The sequence below is a fragment of the Glutamicibacter sp. V16R2B1 genome (assembly GCF_005774635.1).
GTDB lineage: Bacteria > Actinomycetota > Actinomycetes > Actinomycetales > Micrococcaceae > Glutamicibacter > Glutamicibacter creatinolyticus.
In genome coordinates this window covers 1-19,438 of record NZ_VATX01000007.1, presented here as the reverse complement: position 1 = coordinate 19,438, position 19,438 = coordinate 1, and the positions used below count along the sequence as shown (strand labels likewise).

Genomic DNA, 19,438 nt, shown 5'->3' with positions numbered 1-19,438 from the left:
GCTGGAGGGGTGATTTTTAAAGCAGTAGGAGAGCAGCGCCCCTATCCAGAGCATCAGATGCGCAGCACCCGGGACTGGAGCGCGATTCCCCCGCAGCAGGTGCGCCTGGAGGAGCTGACCACCACAAAGCGGACCCTGGACCTGGAAGCCCTGTTGGCCGAGGACTCGACGTTCTTCGGGGATCTGTTCCCGCACGTGGTGCGCTGGCAGGGCAACCTGTATCTGGAGGACGGGCTGCACCGCGCCGTGCGCACCGCCTTGCACCACCGTTCGATAATGCACGCCAGGGTGTTGAACCTGGACGAGTAGCCGGTAAGCTACAGGTCACACAGGGCATCGACGTCGCCCCGGCCGGGCCGGCCACTACGGAGCGCGGCGCGCGGGCCCGGAAAGGTGGGCCATGAGCGGCGAGCAGGAACCCCAGGACGCGAACACCTGGCATGGGCAGCGGATTGTGGGGGAGGATGAGCTGTCCTTCCAGTCCGACGCCCAGGCCAAACGGCGCCGCCGCCGGCGGCAGAACGCCGTGTTCGGCGCGCTCAGCGCACTGGTGGCCGTCGTGCTGGTCGTGGCGCTGCTGGTGTTCACGCAGAAGATCCAGCTATCCGGGCAGCGGCAGACCCCGGCCGCCGCCGACCAGCAGCAGCCGATTGCCAACCCCGAATGCCCGCAGCGCGACTTCACCTACCTGGATCCGAGCGAGGTCGAGGTGCGGGTGCTGAACGCGGGCGGGCAGAACGGCCTGGGCGGCAGCACCGCACAGAAGCTGTCCCAGCGCGGTTTTCAGATTGCGCTGATCACCAGCGCGGTCAGCGACTACGCGGACACGGTGGGCGCGGTGGTTTCCGGCCCGCAGGGCTATGCGCAGGCGCTGACCCTGCAGCGGCACTTGGATGGGGCCGTGTACGTGTTCGACAAGGACAAGCGCGGGGCGCAGGTGGACTTTGAAATCGGTGCGAAGTTCGCCGAAATGACCAAGACCCGGCGCCTGGACAAGACGCCGGGTCCCCTGCAGTGTGCCGCGTCGGCGGCGAAGAAGTAGAAGAAGCCGGACGGCAGGGCTGCCGGCGGTCTCCTGCCGCTAGCCCTGCTCGGCGCGCACCTGACGCAGCGCCTGGACAAAGTTCTCGGCTGGCTGCGCCCCGGAGATCCCGTACTTGCCCTCCAGCACGAAGAACGGCACCCCGCTGATGCCCAGCTGGCGGGCCTGGTCGATGTCGGCTCGCACCTCATCGGCGTGGGCATCGGTTTCCAGCACGTCCAGCGCCTGCGAACGATCCAGGCCCACCGCGGCGGCCAGGTCGGCCAGGGTTTCCCGGTCGCCGGTGTCCAGGCCGCGCTCGAAGTGCGCCGAGAGCAGCGCCTCCTTCATCGCCGAGCCCTGCCCCTGCTGCTTGGCGAACTGAAGCAGCCGCAGCGCGTTGAAAGAATTGGCCGGACGCAGTTTCTCAAAGTCGTAGGACAGCCCCTCACCGGCGGCCTGGGCAGTGACGTGCTCCAGCATGCCCTGCACCTGCTCGGCCGGCATTCCCTTGACCTCGCTGAGGTACTGAAGTTCAGTGCCCGCATAATGCTCGGGCAGGCTCGGGTCCAGCTGGAAGGCGTGCCAGTGCACGTCGACCTGGTCGGCAAAGTCCAGCTGCTGTAGCGCGGACTCGAAGCGGCGCTTGCCGATGAAGCACCACGGGCAGGCGATGTCGGACCAGATGTCCACGCGAAGACGTTGTTCACTCATGTCGGTGCCAACCCGGGGCCGGGCGGGCTTATTCCCGGCCGCTGCCCGAGGGGGCGTCCACCGCCTGCGCGGCCGGGGCCTTGACCAGCAGCTTGTAGCTGATGCCCAACAGCACCAGCCAGCCGGCGCCCACGTAGAGCGCGACCCGGGTTTCGGCGCTCAACGCCAGCAGCACCACCACAAAGCCCATGAACGCCAGCGCCGCCCAGGCGCTCAGGCTGCCGCCGGGCACCTCGAACGCGTTGCGCTTGCCGCCGGTGCGTCCCATTTCCCGGCGCATCGACAGGTAGGAGGCCAGAATCATCACCCACACCCAGACGGTGGCGAAGGTGGCCAGCGAGGCGATCATCAGGAACAGCTGCTCGGGCAGCAGCACGTTGAGCACCACCCCGATCACCAGCACCAGCACCATCACCAGCACGGTCATCCACGGCACCCCGTTGGCCGAGACCCGGGTGAAGGAGCGCGGGGCCAGGCCCTTCAGGGACAGTGCGTAGAGCATCCGCCCGGCGCCGAAGGTGTCCGCGTTGATCGCGGAGATCGCCGCGGTGATCACCACGAAGTTCAGTACGTGGGCGGCGGCCGGGATGCCCAGTGCGTCGAAGATCTGCACGAACGGGGAGGTGGTCCCGTCGATCTGGCGCCAGTCGAAGAGCATCATGATCACGGCCAGCGAACCGACGTAGAACAGCAGGATCCGCCACGGCACCGTGTTGATCGCGGCGGGCACCGCCCGGGCCGGGTCATCGGCCTCCCCGGCGGTGATGCCGATGGTCTCGATGCCGCCAAAGGCGAACATCACCACGGCGAAGGAGAGCAGCAGGCCGGTAAAGCCGTTGGGGAACAGGGTGCCGGCGGCCAGCAGCGTGTCCAGGCCCGGGGCGGTGTCCTGCCCGGGGGCGTGGAACCCGAAGACGATCAGCGCGGCGCCGGCCACAATCATCGCCACGATCGCGCTGACCTTGATCACCGCCAGCCAGAATTCGGTTTCCCCGAACACCTTGACCTTCATCAGGTTGATCACCAGGATCAGCAGCACCACCGCCGCCACCCAGATCCAGCGCGGGACCTGCGGAAACCAGAAGCCCATGTAGATGCCGAACGCGGTGACGTCGGCGATCGCCACGATCGCCATCTCAAAGGTGAATGTCCAGCCGGTGACGAATCCGGAAAAACGCCCCAGGTAGCGCGCGGCGTAGTGCGCGAAGGAGCCGGAGACCGGGTGCTTGACCGCCATCTCGCCCATGGCGCGCATCACCACGAACACCGCGGCGCCACCGATCATGTACGCGAAGAGCACCGCCGGTCCGGCGGCCTGGATGGCGGCCGAGGAGCCGTAGAACAGCCCGGTGCCGATGGCCGATCCCAGGGCCATGAAGCGGATGTGTCGGGCATTCAGGCCCCGGGCGAGGGCCTGCTGGGTTTCACTCACGGTGCGAACTCGGTTCCTGGTTGGCTAGATTGGAGTCGGTGACGCGCCTACCGCGCACCGCTCTGCCGGCCTTGCGCCGGCACCTGCGCGGCGGTGGACGTCGAACCGTGAAAATCATACGCGCTGCCGCGCCCTTTTGGGTACTGATGTGGCGCAAGTCAATATGAGGTTGACCGCAGGCACGCGCCGGGGCCTGGGTAAAGGGGGAAGTGGTGGCCAGAAACCTGTCGTGGCGGGGAGTGTTCTTCGCCGGCGCGATCACGGCGATCGCCGGATTCGTGGACGGGGTAGGGTTCATCCACTACTCCGGGTACTTCCTGTCGTTCATGTCCGGCAACTCCACCCGCTCCTCGGCGGCGCTGGCCGGCGGGGATGTGACCGGGTGGTGGCTGGCGATGGCGTTTGTCTCCTGCTTCGTGCTCGGGGTCATCCTGGCCACGCTGGTCGGCGCCCGGGCCCGGGTGCACCGCCGGCCGATCGTGATGTACATTTCCGGGGCCCTGCTGGTGGTAGCGGCGCTGCTCGGCGAGCGCGGGCAGGTGCTCACCGCCTGCGTGCTGGCCAGTGCGATGGGGGCGGTGAACGTGAGCTACACCCGCTCCGGGGAGGTGTCGATGGGGCTGACCTACATGACCGGCACGCTGGTCAAGCTCGGCCAGCAGCTGGCGGCGGCGCTCAGCGGCGGGAACCGGGGGATGTGGGCGCCCTACGCGGTGCTGTGGGCGATGATCACCCTGGGCTCGCTTCTGGGGGCGATCAGCTACCTGGCGTTCGGGCTGGCGGTGCTGTGGATCGCGGCCGCGGCGATGCTGCTGTGGGCCACCCTGGGGCTGAACCATGAGCGGCGGCAGCGAGCCCTGCGCACCTAGCCGCAGCCGAGCGCTACCTTGCGACCGGCTGCTGCCCGGCCCCATCCGCTGGCGTGGCCGCGGCGCTGCGCCGGGCGGCGGTGTCCTCGGTGACCCTGCGGGCCAGCGCCTGCAGCCGGGACCCGGCCATCCGGTGGCGCTGGGCATCCAGCCAGGAGCCAACGGCCAGGTAGGCGCGCTGGCGCACCTGGGGCACGGAGAGGAAGATGTCGTGCAGCGCCCCGTCCAGGCGCAGCAGGGACAGGTTGGCGCCCAGGTCCACGCTGCGCCGGGCCACCACCTGAACGTTCAGGGCCACATCCGCGCGGGTGGCGTCCGGGGTCCAGCGCGGCAGCAGGTAGTCGCGGGCGGAGAGCAGCACCAGCACCGGCTGCTGCAGCTCCAGGCCCTTGGCCACGGTGGCCTGGGCGCGGAACACGGCGTTGACGAACCCGGTGGTGATCCGAAAGCCCTGCGGGGGACGCCACTGCAGGTTGTAGTCCCATTCCCCGTCGTAGGCGCTGGAGACGCTGCGGGTATAGAACCCGGGGTCCACCCGCGGCAGTTCCCGCAGCGGGTTCAGCCGCGAGCCGGCGGCGAACAGCGCGGAGATTGCGGTGCGCCCGAACTCGGTGGCCTGGAATTCCAGCCAGGGGCTGTTGAGCACCAGCGCATCCACCTTTTGCGGGTTCTGCGCCGCGTACAGGGACGCGGTCAGCCCGCCGGTGGAATGCCCCAGCAGCACCACCCGGTTCTGCGGGTGCTCGGCGCTCATGATCCGGTGGGCGGCATCCAGTTCGGCGAAATACTCCTGCAGGTCCGTGATGTACCCCGGTGTGCTTTGCGCGGTGAGGTTGCGCCCGTAGTTGCGCAGGTCCACCGCGTAGAAGTCCGCCCCGGCGGCGCTGAAGAACTCGGCCAGCTCGCGCTGGAAGAAGTAGTCGGACCAGCCGTGCAGGTAGAGCACCGAGTGCCCGCGCAGCACCCCGCCCACGGCGCGGCGCCAGCGGGCCGGACGGTGCCGGATGAGGGTGGCCTGCTCAGCGTCGGGCAACGGCAGCACCCGGCACTCAAAGTCCTCGCCGAGCACGTCAGCGGTCCATCCCTGCCCTTGCCGGTCCCATTCTGCTGCCATGCCTCCAGCATAGGCGCTGGCCGCCACCGGTCCCTCCGCCCCCGGTCCCGGCGCACAGCTGCAGCGCCCGGGCACAGCACAGCGGCACCCGCCGCGGATTCCTGGGGCCCCGGCCCGCCTCGCCCCCGGTTCGGGCAACAGTGCCGGAACCGGGAACTTGGGGGCCGAAACCTGGTGGAACGCTGGCGGGTGCCGCAGGTCCTTGCGGGATTAGCTGGCCATCGCGTACTGGCGGGCCGGCTTGTCCAGGTAGCGCAGGTAGGCGTTGGAGGTCAGGAACGTCGGGAAGTCATCGCGCAGCGAGCAGGCCTCGAAGATCTCCATGGCCTCCTCAAAGCGGTCACCTTCGAAACGCTCAATCTTCTCCATGGTTTCCTCGGCCAGTTCGCTCACCCAATGCCGGGTGACCACTTCGCCCTCGTCGGTGATCGCCGACTGGTGGATCCATTGCCACAGCTGGGAACGGGAGATCTCCGCGGTGGAGGCGTCCTCCACCAGGTTGCGGATGGTCACCGCGCCGTTGCCGCGCAGCCAGGACTCGATGTAGCGGATGCCGATCTCCACATTGTCCCGGATCCCGGTTTCGGTGATGCGCCCACCCAGCCCGGAAACGTTCAGCAGCTCGGAGGCCGAGGGCTGCACATCCTCACGCAGCCTGGAGACCTGGTTCGGATTCTCGCCCAGCACGTTGTCGTAGGCCTTCATCGCCACCGGCACCAGGTCCGGGTGCGCCACCCAGGAGCCGTCAAAGCCCTCGGCCGCCTCACGGGACTTGTCCGCGTTGACCTCGGCGAAGCCCTGCTCGTTGATGCGCGGATCCTTGCGGTTGGGCACGAACGCGCTCATCCCGCCAATCGCCAGCGCCCCGCGGCGGTGGCAGGCGCGCACCAGCTGTTCGGTGTAGGCCCGCATGAACGGGCTGGTCATGGTCACCGAGTCGCGGTCGGGCATCACGAACCGGGCGCCGCGGGAACGGAAGTTCTTGATGATCGAGAAGATGTAGTCCCAGCGTCCGGCCACCAGGCCGGCCGAGTGGTCGCGCAGCTCGTAGAGGATCTCCTCCATCTCAAACGCGGCGGTGATCGTCTCGATCAGCACGGTGGCGCGGATGGTGCCCTGCTCGATGCCCAGCAGGTCCTGGGCCAGGATGAACACGTCGTTCCACAGCCGCGCCTCGGCGTGGTTCTCCAGCTTCGGCAGGGAGAAGTACGGGCCGCGCCCGGCGGCGATCAGGCGCTGGGCGTTGTGGAAGAAGTGCAGTCCGAAGTCCACGAACGCGCCAGCGATCGGCTTGCCGTCGATGAGCATGTTCTTCTCCGGCAGGTGCAGCCCACGGGGGCGAACCACGATGGTGGGCAGCTCGCGCAGCTCGGTGCTGTGCGGGGTGAGCACGGTGCCCTCCACGGTGGTGTAGTCAATGGTCCCGTCCAGCACCCGGCGCAGGTTCACCTGGTTCTTGATGACGTTCGCCCAGGTGGGGGAGCACTGGTCCTCCATGTCGGCCATCCACACCTTGGCACCGGAGTTCAGTGCCCTGATGGTGGACTTGCGGTCGATGGGGCCGGCGATCTCCACGCGGCGGTCCTCCAGGCCCGGCGCGGCCGGGGCGACTTGCCAGCTGTTGTCTTCGCGGATATGGCGGGTGGAATCCAGGAACTTCGGGTCGTGGCCGTTGGCGATGCGGGCCCGGTTCAGCTGGCGGCGCTGCATCAGTTCCACCCGGCGGGATTCGAATGCCTGGTGCAGCTTGGCGATGAAATCCAGTGCGTCGGCGGTCAGGATCTGTTCCTGGTAGCGCACCGGGGAAGCGGTGATGGACACGGTGTTCAAAGTGATTGGGGAGTTCATGGCTGCATATCCTTAAAGACTTAATGGCTGGTGGGGCCCGTGGGCCCCGGCAACCGCTGACGACTGGTGTTGAGTTTGTCGGCTGCCGGGGCGTTTCAGACCCCACCAAGGCTCGAAAAGTGAGCCGGTTTAGTGGAATTGGCCTTCTTCGGTGGATCCCACCAGGGCCAGGGTCGAAGCGTTCGGGTTCAGGGTGGTCGAGATGTCATCGAAGTAGCCGGTGCCGACCTCACGCTGGTGCCGGGTGGCGGTGTAACCGCGGTCCTCGGCGGCGAACTCGCGCTCCTGCAGGTCGACGTAGGACTTCATGCCGTCCCGGGCGTAGCCGTGGGCCAGGTCGAACATCGAGTAGTTCAGGGCGTGGAAGCCGGCCAGGGTGATGAACTGGAAGCTGAAGCCCATGGCGCCCAGCTCGCGCTGGAACTTGGCGATGGTCGCGTCGTCCAGGTGCTTCTTCCAGTTGAACGACGGTGAGCAGTTGTAGGCCAGCATCTGATCCGGGAACTCGGACTTGACAGCTTCGGCGAACCGACGGGCCACTTCCAGGTCGGGGGTGCCGGTTTCCATCCAGATCAGGTCCGAGTAGGGCGCGTAGGCCTTGGCCCGGGCGATGCACGGCTCGATGCCATTCTGCACCTTGTAGAAGCCTTCCGCGGTGCGTTCGCCGGTAATGAACTGCTGATCGCGTTCATCCACGTCCGAGGTGATCAGGGTGGCGGCCTCTGCATCGGTACGGGCGATGACCACGCTCGGGGTGCCGGCGACGTCCGCTGCCAGGCGGGCGGCGTTCAGGGTGCGGATGTGCTGCTGGGTGGGGATCAGGACCTTGCCGCCCAGGTGGCCGCACTTCTTCTCGCTGGCCAGCTGGTCTTCCCAGTGCACGCCTGAGGCGCCAGCCGTAATCATCGACTTCATCAGTTCGTAGGCGTTCAGCGGCCCTCCGAAGCCGGCTTCGGCGTCGGCGACGATCGGAACCAGCCAGTCCTCGACGGTCTTGATGTCTTCGGAAAATTCGATCTGGTCGGCGCGCAACAGGGCATTGTTGATGCGACGCACAACCTGCGGCACCGAGTTGGCTGGGTACAGCGATTGGTCCGGGTAGGTGTGGCCCGAAAGGTTGGCATCCGCGGCGACCTGCCAGCCGGAAAGGTAGATGGCACGCAGGCCGGCCTTGACCTGCTGGACCGCCTGGTTGCCGGTCAGGGCGCCCAGTGCGTTCGTGTAGCCGCCGGTCGGGGTTTCTTCAGTCAGCTGCTTCCACAGCTTTTCCGAACCGCGTTTGGCCAGTGTATGCTCCTCTTGGACTCGGCCCTGGAGCTTGACGACCTCGGCTGCCGAGTAATCACGGGTGGTCCCCGCCCAGCGCGGGTTGTTTGCCCAGTCATTCTCAAGGGTTGCAATCCGGTTCTCGGTGGTGTTCTGATCGGTCATGTCCTGCTCCTTCGTCAGCTGTCGTCCTCTACCGGTGATGCTCCGGTCTTGCCGGATCTTGCCGGTGGACTTCCTCGTGACAACTACTTTTCCCCAGGGGCAAGAGTGTTGCTAGAGGTTATCCAAGGAAAGATCTCCGATTATTGATGGCGTGAGAAGAACTAGTTTTTTTCGCTTATCTATGAGGTGGATCATGAAGAACGTGCGATTTTTGAGGATTCAACCCAGAAGAATCGTCAAATTATAGATTTCAGGGTTTTTTGCAAGCGCAACGTGGTGCGATTCGTGGATAAGAGGGAACCGCTTGCAGTGGTGGTACAGAACTGCGCGCAAGAAGCCGCCCGGAAGTTTGCAATGTGTCGGAACTCCAAAAAGCCTCCCGGCTATACAACCGAGGTATAGCGAATGCATGGCCATGCAGTGGGATGGGTGGGCAATTCCGAGCATAGACGGCCCTTATTCCCAGGCGCGGGCTTAACTCTGAGTGCGGGTTCGCAGGGGTAGCGAGGTGCTGTTTACCCGTTTCGGTCCAGAGAAACGACGGCGAGCGTCCCCCGCCCGTGTAATCTAACGCCTTCTGACTCGCTACCGATGACCGTGTCACGCAACATCATGCGGGACTCGTTATCGGCGGTATTCACGATGGCCTGTCCTTGGATGAGGACGCCGAGTTGCCCGTCAAATAGATATTGCTCGCGGTTTTTGGACAGTTCGACCAGGCGGACGACACCGCTTACCTTGGATGTGTCATGCGCCAGATGAAGAATCAGCAGTTGTTCCATGGGGCGGGCGGCTTCGATTGATGACCTATCGGCAAGAGTAAGAGGTCGAAATAATTCGAGGCCTTGACTCTTTCCCTCAACCTTTAGCTGGAGGAACTCGCCTTCGATAATAGTCACAGTCTGTCGGAGCATTGACGTCTCAAAAATACCAGCGCGTTCTACGGACCGAACCGAAAGAAACCATGATGTCTCGTCATTCGATGATGGCACTAGTAGTCCCTTCTGGGAGACTGTTCCAGTGGCTATTTGTCGCATGTCCCCCAACTCCCACGACCGCTTCGTGCTGGTGGCAAGTGGAATGATTGAACCGGGCGTGTATGACGAGACGTTTTCGCTCATGGTACGAGTCTAAGGGTCGTAGTTTGAGTCGGGGTACCGGCGGTGAACGACAAAGAAGCGCACACGCAGAGATCTCCGGCACCTTAGGTTTCCGGCCTACTCGATGCGGACTCGGTCCTAAAGGACTCACGAGGCGAAGACTATAAGCGTGTTCCGGTTTTCCAGGACCTGGAGCTCCTGCCATGAGTCATCTTGTAATTTCAGGGATTCTTTGACGGCGTACGCACCACAGGTATTCAAGGACGGCAACGAAATTACCAAAGGCTGGAAAGTATCTCAGTTCTTTCCTAGACTGTGCGTGTGACGACTACCACATGGAGCGGGCAGGTTCCCGGTGAATCAGACGATTCCGAACGCGCAGAGCTAGATTCCATCGCGCTTGGACGAAGGATTCGGCACCTTCGGAAGCAAAAGGGCTTCACCCTCGATGATGTTTCCGGACTCGTGGATACAGCACCCAGCCAGCTGTCGCTCATTGAAAACGGCAAACGGGAACCGAAGCTTTCACTTCTCAGAACTTTGGCCCGAGCCCTAGAAGTCGGTATCGATGACCTTCTTGGTACTGAGCCGCCCTCCAGAAGGGCAGCACTCGAAATCGAACTGGAGCGGGCTCAGCGAGGGCCCTTATATCAATCGTTGGGCCTGCCGACGGTCCGCGTTAGCAGCACGCTATCCATGGATGTGCTGGAATCCTTGGTGGGGCTGCAACGAGAACTGGAACGACGACTTAATGAACAAGCAGCGACACCGGAGGAGGCGCGGCGGGCGAACACCAAACTTCGTGAAGAGATGCGGCAACGAAACAACTACTTCCCGTCCTTAGAGGAAGAAGCCAGCTCGTTGCTGAAAGCAATCGGCCAAACCGAGGGACCGCTGTCAACACATCAGATTACCGATATCGCGAGTCACCTGGGCTTTACACTCCACAATGTGTCTGACCTCCCTCACTCGACACGATCCGTAACCGACCTGAAAAACAAGCGCATTTACTTGACACAGTCGTCTCGATCGGAGTTCAGCACACGTTCGGTCCTTCTGCAGGCTTTCGGACATCAGGTACTTGGGCATCAAACGCCGAAGGACTACGCCGAATTTCTGAGACAACGAGTTTCTACCAATTACTTTGCTGCAGCGCTGATGATGCCCGAAAAAGCTACTGTCGATTTTCTGCAACGCGCAAAGGAAGCCCGCGAAATCGCAGTGGAAGATATCCGGGACGCTTTTGCTGTTTCCTACGAGACGGCAGCTCACCGTTTCACCAATCTTGCGACAGAACATCTGGGAATTCCGGTGCATTTCCAGAAGGTGCACGAGTCAGGCATCATTCACAAGGCGTATGAGAATGACGGCGTGAATTTTCCGCAGGATCACATTGGCGCGATCGAAGGGCAGTCGGTGTGCCGGTACTGGACCAGCCGAGAAGTCTTTAACGTTCCAGACCAGTTCAGTGCATTTAACCAATACACGGATACGATTGCAGGAACGTTCTGGTGCACGGCGCGTACCGAGCGTTCGACCAGCGGCCGATTCTCGCTGAGTATCGGGGTTCCATATGTCCATGTCAAATGGTTTCGCGGCCGCGATACAACTGAGCGATCAACTTCAACCTGCCCAGACCCTTCCTGTTGTCGTAGGCCCCCTCACGATCTGCAACAAGAGTGGGCAGGGCAGGCATGGCCAAGCGCCCGAGCTCAGACTCATCTTTTGGCAGCGATGCCGCAGGGCGCATTCCCCGGTGTTGACGAAACAGAGGTTTACGCCTTCCTCCATCATCATGCGCAAATCAAGTGACCTAGCACCGTCAGATATCTCGTTAGAAGGAAGTGAAGCTTGAAGTATGTAATCGGTTGTACCGATGATGAACGGGGACGAGCCGCGATTTCGCTGGCTTTGACCTTGGCCCGTTCCCTGGCTGAGCTTGATCAGGTGGAGCTGGAACTTGTGCACATCATTCACGGTGTCTCCCCGGAAGATGCGTCTACCCAGAGCGAGAAGGTGTTTCAGCAGTACCAGCTTGAAACTGCGCAAACATGGATGAAGAGGTCCTTGGACCTGGTACCTTCGTCGATAAACGCTCAGGCCCGGGTCCGTTTCGCAGACTCGATGGCTCAAGGGCTGTTGGAGAGTGTTTCCAGTTTTAACGCTGACCTGGTCGTTATTGGCGCAGCGAGTCATGGCCCACTGCGGCGTTTTACTGTCGGAAGTGTTGCCAATGCCCTTCTGCATTCATCACCGGTTCCGGTGGCTTTGGCACCAACAGGGTATCTTCCGCCGCGTCACCTCACACGTTTTACCTGCGGTGTGGGACTGCGTTCCGGATCTGATGCCGTCTTAGACGTAGCCGTTGAAGCCGCAGCATTACGCCATGTTCCGTTGCGTCTCGTGTCGTTGGTTGCCTTGGATCTCAGCGCCGCGCGTAAAGTTGGCAATTTGCAACAACGAGCGCAGGCGCATGCCACACGAATGCTCAATCAGGCCGTGGCGGCCGTAGCCCATCGAACTCTCGTAACTGCCGAAGTGGCTCAGGGAAAGACGATTGAGGCGGCTATTGAGCAGTTGGAATGGGACGAATCCGAAATTGTTCTCATCGGTTCCAGCCGTCTGGCCGAGCGGAGCACGATTTTCATGGGAACAACCGCCAACAAAATGCTCCGGGCTCTTCCTGTGCCCATGGTGGTAGTTCCCCGGTACCACCTGAGCAGAAATTCCACGCACTCAATCCAGCTCTGAGTGACGCTGACATGACGAATAACTCTCAGAAACCTGCTCCTGAAGTGTATGAGCAGATTCTTGCCCCAATCTCGATCAGTTCCGAGGTCGGAGAGCCGCTTTACCGGCAGTTGCGTCGAGCTCTAGAGCATCAGATCCGCGTGGGCGGCTTTGCTCCAGACGCTCCTCTGCCTTCTTCCAGGGAGCTTTCACGCGAGCTCGGGTTGTCACGAAACACAGTAAATGCGGCCTTCCAGGAGTTGCTGGCCTCTGGAATCATAGAATCCCACGCTCGACGCGGCTATTTCATCAATGCTCAGATCTTAGACGCCTCTGCGCCTTTGCCCCACAACGCGGTTGTTGGCCCCACGGCCATCGACTGGAGTCAGCATATTCGTCCGCGCGTAGGCGCAGACAGGCCCGAAATCACCAAGGTAAGCAATTGGCGAGAACACCGCTATCCGTTTGTCGCCGGGCAGGTTGACGAACGCGATTTCCCGCGTTTGGCGTGGGCTCGGGCATTGCGGGAAGCGCTGGATCCACCACACTTGCATTACTCCTTACGCGACTCTGTCGATGAGGATGACCCTTACCTGATTGATGTTCTGTGCCGCAGAGTGCTACCGTCCCGCGGGATTGTTGCCGAGCCCAAGAACGTACTTATAACCGCGGGTTCGCAACAAGGACTAGATCTTCTGGCCCAGACGATCATGGATAGCCGCTCAACAGTTGCCGTGGAGGATCCTGGCTACGTGGACGCTCGTCATACTTTCGCGCGTACTGGAGCTGAACTGCGCCCTCTGGCCGTAGATGAACATGGGCTGATCCCGCCAGAGTCATTTGCTGGTTTGGACGCACTCTACTTGACCCCAAGCCACCACAGTCCAACGAATGTGACACTCAGCGTTAGTCGCCGCAGAACTATTTTGGATGCGACACTTGCAAGCGGAACCTTGGTAATCGAGGACGACTACGACAGCGAGTTTCGGTATCGGGGAAAACCCACTCCGGCGTTGAAAGCTCTACCTAATTCGGCGCACGTCGTTTATCTGGGATCCTTCACCAAGTTTCTCGCTCCGGGGCTTCGCATGGGGTACATAGTTGGTGACCCCGTGATCATTGCTGAGTTGAGAAGCCAACGGCGATACCGCATCCGCCATATCGCCGGGCATCCCCAGCGCGCCATGGCGATGCTGATTGACTCTGGGCAGTACCATCGAACAATTTCGCGGCGGCGCACGCAACTCCAGCGGAAATGGCGCTTGCTTGTCGAAGCACTTGAAAAGTACCTCCCCTGGGACGTGTCGGCTCCACCCGGAGGAGTCAGCGTGTGGATTAGGGGGCCGCAGGAATTGGATTGCATCGAACTTCAAGCGGCGTGCCTGAGGGAAGGAGTCGTCATCGAACGCGGTGACGTGTTCTTTGACGATCCGTCTACTCACCGGAATTTTTTCAGACTCGGGTTTGCCGCAATCGACGCAGCGGCCATAGAACCGGGGATAAGACGACTGGCGAAAATCGTTCACGGCCTCGGCCTATAGACCTTCTTACCGCTGGTTCTTGGAAAACCAGTGCGATCTGGGTCTAGGGCCGCGAGTCTGCTTCGGCGACAGTAGTTGGGAAGGTACCCGAGTGTGTAAAGGAGCACGCTATGACCGCCCAACAAGAAGCCGCGTTTGCGGCTAAACCCGAGGCCCAATATGGGCGTGGACAGCGAAATGCCGATATCGATTTGGCTGCCATCAGCAAAAACGTTTCTCTTCTGAGCCAGTTTGCCGCGCAATCCAAGGTGATGGCCGTGCTAAAAGCCGATGCCTATGGTCATGGGTTGATTCCCTCGGCCGAGGCTGCGTTGCGGGGTGGCGCGGATTTCCTGGGGACTGCCGTTCTGGAGGAGGCGTTCGCCCTGCGAGACGCGGGTATCGAGGCGCCGGTTTTCGCATGGCTGGCGGCACCAGGCGCAGATTTTGTCACCGCACTCTCCAAGCAGATCGATGTAGCGGCTTACAACATCGAACAGCTAGCAGAAATCATCAAAGCCTCCCGAGAAGCCGGAGCCACTGCCCGTATTCACCTGAAAATCGACACCGGCATGTGGCGGGGTGGCGCCGACGCAGCGACATGGCCTCAATTATGCGCAGCCGCCCGCCGTGCAGAAGCTAACGGTGTTGTCCGCATCGTCGGGGTATGGTCCCATCTGGCTTGTGCCGATGAACCCGGGCATCCTTCCATCGACGCTCAGCTTTCCAACTTTCGTCGAGCAATAGCCGTCGCACGAGATCTGGGGCTCAGACCAGAGCTTTGCCATATTGCAAATTCTGCCGCAACCCTCTCCCGCCCCGATGCCCATTTCGACATGGTGCGCACCGGCCTAGCCGTCTATGGCATCAACCCATTGCCCCGTGAAGCCCGAACTTCACGGATGCAACTACAGCCCGCCATGAGATTGAGCGCGAAGATCGTGAACGTGAAGCCAGCGCCTGCTGGAGCACCTGTCAGCTACGGGGCGACCGAGAAAACCGCTCGAGCCACGCGGCTGGCTGTCGTGCCTCTTGGGTACGCAGATGGTGTGGTTCGGAGTGCCAGTTCAAGGGGACCTGTGCGCATCGGGGACGAGCACTTCCGCGTTATAGGGCGCATTTGCATGGACCAGTTCGTGGTCGACGTGGGCGACTACGCGATCCAGGCGGGAGACGAAGCCGTTCTCTTCGGTTCTGCACAAGATGGCGAACCAACAGTTGAGCATTGGGCGGAAGCCGCAGGAACCATACCCTATGAGATCCTCACGGGCATTGGCGCAAGAGTCCCACGAAACTATCGAGATTCAACATCTGGTACCTAAAAACTGGCTCCATTGTGGCTCTGGGAAAGGACCCAGCGACAAGGCAGAGTGATATTCACCACATCAAATCTTGGTAGTTGTTAGTGAATCTAACGCTGGCAGGATCAGATCTTCATCAAGGAGGAAAGCAATGACCGCTTCAGACATCCGCAATCGTGCCCAGCAGCACCTCTACCCGCACTTCACTGCCGGCCAGGTGTGGAATGACAAGAATCTGCCGATTATCGTCAAGGGCGAAGGAAGCTACTTATTCGACGAGTCCGGGGAACGCTACCTCGATGGCTTGGCAGGGCTTTTCTGCGCGAACATCGGTCATGGTCGACAGGATATTCCGAAGGCCGCCTATGAGCAGATGTCCGAACTGGCCTACTGGACGAACTGGGGTTCAGCTCACCCTGCAGCGGTGGAGGCAGCGACTCGTATTGCCAACTTGGCTCCGGGTGACCTGGATGTAACGTTCTTCGTCAACTCCGGCTCTGAGGCCGTGGAATCGGCGATCAAGTTCGCGCGCCAGTACCACCGCAGCCAGGGGCAGCCCGAGCGAACCAAGATCATTGCTCGCAACATGGCCTACCACGGCACCACCCTCGGTGCGCTGGCAGTAACGGGAATCCCGGCCTACAAGGAACCTTTCGGCAACTTGATGCCCGGTGTGTTCCATGTTCCAAATACTCTGGGAGAAACGATTCCAGAAGGCGGAAGCGCCGCAGACCTGCCCTCGGTTCAAGCGATTCGGCAGGTCATTGAGGAGCAGGGCGGTCACACGATCGCGGCCTTGTTCGCCGAACCAGTTCAGAACTCGCGCGGCGCCTTGGTGCCCCCGGCCGGCTACTGGCAGGAACTGCGAAAGATCTGTGATGAGCATGGAATCCTGCTGGTCGCGGACGAAGTCATTACGGGCTTCGGTCGACTGGGCGAGTGGTTCGGCAGCATCAAGTTTGATGTGGTCCCTGACATGATTACCTTTGCAAAGGGGTCCACAAGTGGCTATGCGCCACTCGGGGGAGTGATCATTCGCAAGCCGCTGGCCGATGGCATGCTCGCCAGTCCGCAGGCGGGGATCTTCACACATGGCGCCACCTGGGGCGGCCACCCCGTGTCGACTGCCGTGGCCGTGGCCAACCTGGATGCTCTGAAGGAAGAGAACATTACAGGCAACGTTCGTAGCCTCGAGCCTTACTTCCAGAATGGACTGAACCAGCTGGTCGATGTCCATTCGAGCATCCGAGAATACCGAGGTGCGGGATTCTTCTATGCAATCGAACTGATGGGTGACCGGAACACTGGACGAGAACTGACTGAGGAAGAATCCAAGCACTTGCTGACCCAGGTGATGCCGAAGGCGATGCGGGAAGTCAATCTCATTACTCGCCCGGACAACCGGGGCGCCACCATGCTGGTGCTCTCCCCGCCGCTGGTCGCCGACCAGGACGTTCTGGATGACTTGCTGGGCAAGGTGGATCATGTGATGAGCGCAGCCGATCAGTACTTGCGCACTAGCGTGCAATCGCTGGCAGGCGTCTAAGCGCGGGACCGCAGGAAGGACCATTCCATGGCCAGCACCATTGTGGATCTCGCCGGCATTGACCAGATGCTTCTACAGCGTTTCGAACAAGCTCTTGCCTACCGGAACATGCATCGCATCATCTTGCCGGAAGGACAAGATGAACGGATACAGCGCGCTGCGGATATCTTGAGCGGACTGGGTGCCCAACCAGTCTTGCTTCAGGCGCCCGCCGCAGCGGTCGGGAACTGTTCGATACGCGAACTGCGCACCTCATCGGTTGAGGAGCACCTGCGTTCCTCGCTGGAACCACGCGGTGCAGAAGCGGTGGACCAGGCCTTGCAAGACCCGGTGGCGCTGGCCATGGCGAAAGTCGCATGTGGAGAAGGAGAAGCTGTTGTGGCGGGGGCAACCCTGCCCACGGCAGACATCATGCGTTCCGCATTTCGTGTCGTCGGACCGGCAGAAAAAGGGGCGACCGTATCGTCCTGCTTTCTGATGCGCTTGACGTCTGGACAGTATCTTGCCTACGGCGATTGCGCGGTGGTACCCGACCCCGAGGTCGAACAACTGGCTCGGATCGCCATCGATACTGCCGGTACGTTTCAAGCAATAACAGGCACAACACCTCGGGTTGCAATGCTTTCTTTCTCCACAGCCGGAAGCGCCGAGCATCCGAGTATTAGGACGGTACGTGAAGCCACGAAATTGGTACGCCAATGGCGCCCCAGCCTATGCGTAGATGGTGAACTTCAGTTTGATGCGGCAGCGGATTCCGCTGTCGCAGCCGCTAAAGCACCGCAATCTGAAGTAGCCGGAAGAGCCAACGTGTTTATATTCCCGAACCTGGCGGCCGGGAACATCGGATATAAAATCACTCAGCGGTTAGCCGAAGCGCAGGCCTATGGGCCGATCCTTCAGGGCCTGGCCGCGCCGGTCAATGACTTGTCCCGTGGGGCGAGCGTCTCAGACATCGTAAATGTCTCCCTTATCAGCTTGGTGCAGTCTCTGCCTTCACCGCCCGCCGAGGCGTGAAGGAGTAAGAGTCAGTCCAAAGAAGTGCAGCACCACTTGAGATCGAGGTAAAAATGAAGGCGACTACTACAAGCAACACCAGCCAACCGGCGAGACCTTCCGGAATCGCTATGGAATCCGCGTCAGGGGGAGAACAGCCCGAACGCCTAGCCAAAACACTTAAGGCCCGGTGGGTCTGGGCAATTGCTCTGGGATCTGCCGTCGGATGGGGCGCGTTTATTTTGCCCACTGACTGGCTCGCGATCGGCGGACCCGTCGGAGCTTTGAGCGGCTTCATGATCGGTGGAGCGCTGATGATTCTTATCGCCGTCAGCTATGGCTTCCTGATCAAGTCCTTCCCGGTTTCCGGTGGTGAGCTAGCATTCGCGCTTGTCGGTTTCGGACGTACACACGCGTTCTTCTGCGGCTGGTACCTGACCCTGGGGTATACCTGTATTGTGGCCCTGAACGCTTCAGCCATGGCCTTGCTTTTCCGCAAGCTCATGCCGGACGTAGTGCAGCAGGGATACCTCTACACCGTGGCCGGATGGGATGTGTACATCGTCGAGGTAGCCATCTCGTTGACTGTGCTGATCGTCTTCGCCCTGCTCAACATTCGAGGCACAGCGCTGTCGGGCAGAATTCAATTCATCGCCTGCGTCATCATGCTGATAGCGGTGGCGTGCATCCTGGTCGGCGTCCTGGCCAGTCCACAGGCAGTACTGAGCAACGCTACCCCCGCGTTTCCCGCTGAAGTGAATCCAGTTGCCGCTATTGCCGCGATCGTCGCCATCGCGCCTTGGGCATTTATCGGATTTGATAATGTGCCTCAGGCGGCCGAAGAGTTCGATTTTCCTCCGGCCAAAGCCATGCGACTGATCGTGCTGGCTCTGTTGGCTGCTGCATTGCTGTACTGTGCAATGATTGCGGCAGTTGCTTTCAGTGCACCTTGGGAGGCCTTGGCAAATGGGACTTCGGCCTGGGGTAGCGCCGATGCTTTGACCGCGGTCATGGGCGGTGTAGGAATGCTGTTGCTGACCATCGGCATCACCATGGGCGTCAGCACGGGGCTGAACGGTTTCTACGTATCGGCCAGTCGCATCCTGCTGGGCATGGGGCGCGCGCAGATGATTCCGGCAGTGTTTGCCCGGCTTCACCCCAAGTACAAGACCCCCCACTACGGAGTTCTCTTTGTGGCAGCAGTTTGCTTGATCAGCCCGTGGTTTGGCCGCGCTGCGCTTACCTGGGTAGTAGACATGTCGGCTGTCGGTGTAACGGTCGCTTACCTGTACACGTGTTTGTGCGCTTTCAAGCTTTTCCGCACGACAAATTCCAAACAGGGAATCAGCTCTCTAGGAGACGTCAACTCGACTTCAAAGAAGGTTCTCAGCCTGCTTGGGGCGATCACCTCGCTGACGTTTATGGCGTTGCTATTGATTCCTGGGTCGCCTGGAGTGCTCGGAAAGGAATCGATGATCGCGCTGGCTGTGTGGACGCTGCTCGGAGTTCTGTTCTTCCTCATGCGTAGTAAGCACAATAAGACACTGAGCGATGAGCAAGTCGACATGCTAGTGCTCGGAGCACCGCGGCCAGCAGGCACGGAGCTAGCTGTTCTTCCCACGGAGGTTGTGGGCAACGGCGCGTTGTGTGAGAAGAGGTGAGGACCTCCGGTATCGATATGGGTAACCACACTCATCTCGAATCACACGAAGGTCCTCATGTCTTACATTACTCATGCCCGCGCTTCGCTGACACCGCAGGGCCGACTGAAAATGGTCCTGCTGGTCATCAACGAGAAATGGACGCAGGCGCGTGTCGC

General features: G+C 61.3%; 16 protein-coding genes. 10 read left to right on the top strand and 6 right to left on the bottom strand.

What is annotated here, in order from left to right; translation table 11 throughout:
• Positions 1-9 precede the first annotated feature (9 nt).
• Both FDN03_RS04235 and FDN03_RS04230 read left to right on the top strand, forming a co-directional pair.
• Positions 10-309 (top strand): type II toxin-antitoxin system VapB family antitoxin, encoded by a 300-nt coding sequence (locus FDN03_RS04235; RefSeq protein ID WP_054821128.1) that lies wholly within the window; start codon positions 10-12, stop codon positions 307-309.
• Between the two features lie 91 nt (positions 310-400).
• Positions 401-1,042 (top strand): LytR C-terminal domain-containing protein, encoded by a 642-nt coding sequence (locus FDN03_RS04230; RefSeq protein ID WP_138174431.1) that lies wholly within the window; start codon positions 401-403, stop codon positions 1,040-1,042.
• Positions 1,043-1,081: 39 nt separating this feature from the next.
• Here FDN03_RS04230 and FDN03_RS04225 read toward each other — a convergent pair whose 3' ends face one another.
• Together FDN03_RS04225 and FDN03_RS04220 are read right to left on the bottom strand one after the other, a co-directional pair.
• Positions 1,082-1,735 carry a DsbA family oxidoreductase gene (locus FDN03_RS04225; RefSeq protein WP_138174429.1) on the bottom strand — a complete coding sequence of 218 codons (654 nt, stop codon included), beginning with the start codon at positions 1,733-1,735 and terminating at the stop codon, positions 1,082-1,084.
• A gap of 28 nt (positions 1,736-1,763) precedes the next feature.
• Positions 1,764-3,110 carry an amino acid permease gene (locus FDN03_RS04220; protein WP_138174737.1) on the bottom strand — a complete coding sequence of 449 codons (1,347 nt, stop codon included), beginning with the start codon at positions 3,108-3,110 and terminating at the stop codon, positions 1,764-1,766.
• 269 nt (positions 3,111-3,379) lie between these two features.
• Between FDN03_RS04220 and FDN03_RS04215 the strand changes: the two genes are divergently transcribed.
• On the top strand, positions 3,380-4,036 hold the full coding sequence (locus FDN03_RS04215; RefSeq protein WP_138174427.1) for a YoaK family protein: 657 nt from the start codon (positions 3,380-3,382) through the stop codon (positions 4,034-4,036).
• Between the two features lie 13 nt (positions 4,037-4,049).
• Here FDN03_RS04215 and FDN03_RS04210 read toward each other — a convergent pair whose 3' ends face one another.
• From FDN03_RS04210 to FDN03_RS04195, 4 genes are all read right to left on the bottom strand, one after another.
• Positions 4,050-5,150: an alpha/beta hydrolase gene (locus FDN03_RS04210; RefSeq protein WP_138174425.1), complete on the bottom strand. Its 1,101-nt coding sequence runs from the start codon at positions 5,148-5,150 to the stop codon at positions 4,050-4,052.
• Between the two features lie 210 nt (positions 5,151-5,360).
• Positions 5,361-6,998, bottom strand: a complete 1,638-nt coding sequence (aceB, locus tag FDN03_RS04205; RefSeq protein WP_138174423.1) for a malate synthase A — start codon at positions 6,996-6,998, stop codon at positions 5,361-5,363.
• A 129-nt stretch (positions 6,999-7,127) separates the two neighbouring features.
• A complete protein-coding gene (gene aceA, locus FDN03_RS04200; RefSeq protein WP_138174421.1) occupies positions 7,128-8,429 on the bottom strand; it encodes an isocitrate lyase in 1,302 nt (433 codons plus the stop codon).
• Positions 8,430-8,944: 515 nt separating this feature from the next.
• On the bottom strand, positions 8,945-9,550 hold the full coding sequence (locus FDN03_RS04195; protein ID WP_138174419.1) for a HutD family protein: 606 nt from the start codon (positions 9,548-9,550) through the stop codon (positions 8,945-8,947).
• Between the two features lie 300 nt (positions 9,551-9,850).
• Between FDN03_RS04195 and FDN03_RS04190 the strand changes: the two genes are divergently transcribed.
• The 7 genes from FDN03_RS04190 (at position 9,851) to FDN03_RS04160 (ending at position 19,280) form a co-directional block, all read left to right on the top strand.
• The gene (locus FDN03_RS04190) at positions 9,851-11,341 is read left to right on the top strand and encodes a helix-turn-helix domain-containing protein (protein ID WP_171021125.1); all 1,491 of its coding nucleotides are present in this window, start codon (positions 9,851-9,853) and stop codon (positions 11,339-11,341) included.
• A 39-nt stretch (positions 11,342-11,380) separates the two neighbouring features.
• Positions 11,381-12,280 (top strand): universal stress protein, encoded by a 900-nt coding sequence (locus tag FDN03_RS04185; protein WP_138174415.1) that lies wholly within the window; start codon positions 11,381-11,383, stop codon positions 12,278-12,280.
• 11 nt (positions 12,281-12,291) lie between these two features.
• The gene (locus FDN03_RS04180) at positions 12,292-13,800 is read left to right on the top strand and encodes a PLP-dependent aminotransferase family protein (RefSeq protein WP_138174413.1); all 1,509 of its coding nucleotides are present in this window, start codon (positions 12,292-12,294) and stop codon (positions 13,798-13,800) included.
• A gap of 110 nt (positions 13,801-13,910) precedes the next feature.
• Positions 13,911-15,101: an alanine racemase gene (gene alr / locus FDN03_RS04175; protein WP_138174411.1), complete on the top strand. Its 1,191-nt coding sequence runs from the start codon at positions 13,911-13,913 to the stop codon at positions 15,099-15,101.
• A 130-nt stretch (positions 15,102-15,231) separates the two neighbouring features.
• Positions 15,232-16,626, top strand: a complete 1,395-nt coding sequence (locus FDN03_RS04170; protein WP_138174409.1) for an aspartate aminotransferase family protein — start codon at positions 15,232-15,234, stop codon at positions 16,624-16,626.
• 27 nt (positions 16,627-16,653) lie between these two features.
• Positions 16,654-17,640, top strand: a complete 987-nt coding sequence (locus tag FDN03_RS04165) for a phosphotransacetylase (RefSeq protein WP_212743863.1) — start codon at positions 16,654-16,656, stop codon at positions 17,638-17,640.
• A 110-nt stretch (positions 17,641-17,750) separates the two neighbouring features.
• Positions 17,751-19,280 carry an APC family permease gene (locus FDN03_RS04160; protein ID WP_138174407.1) on the top strand — a complete coding sequence of 510 codons (1,530 nt, stop codon included), beginning with the start codon at positions 17,751-17,753 and terminating at the stop codon, positions 19,278-19,280.
• Positions 19,281-19,438 lie beyond the last annotated feature (158 nt).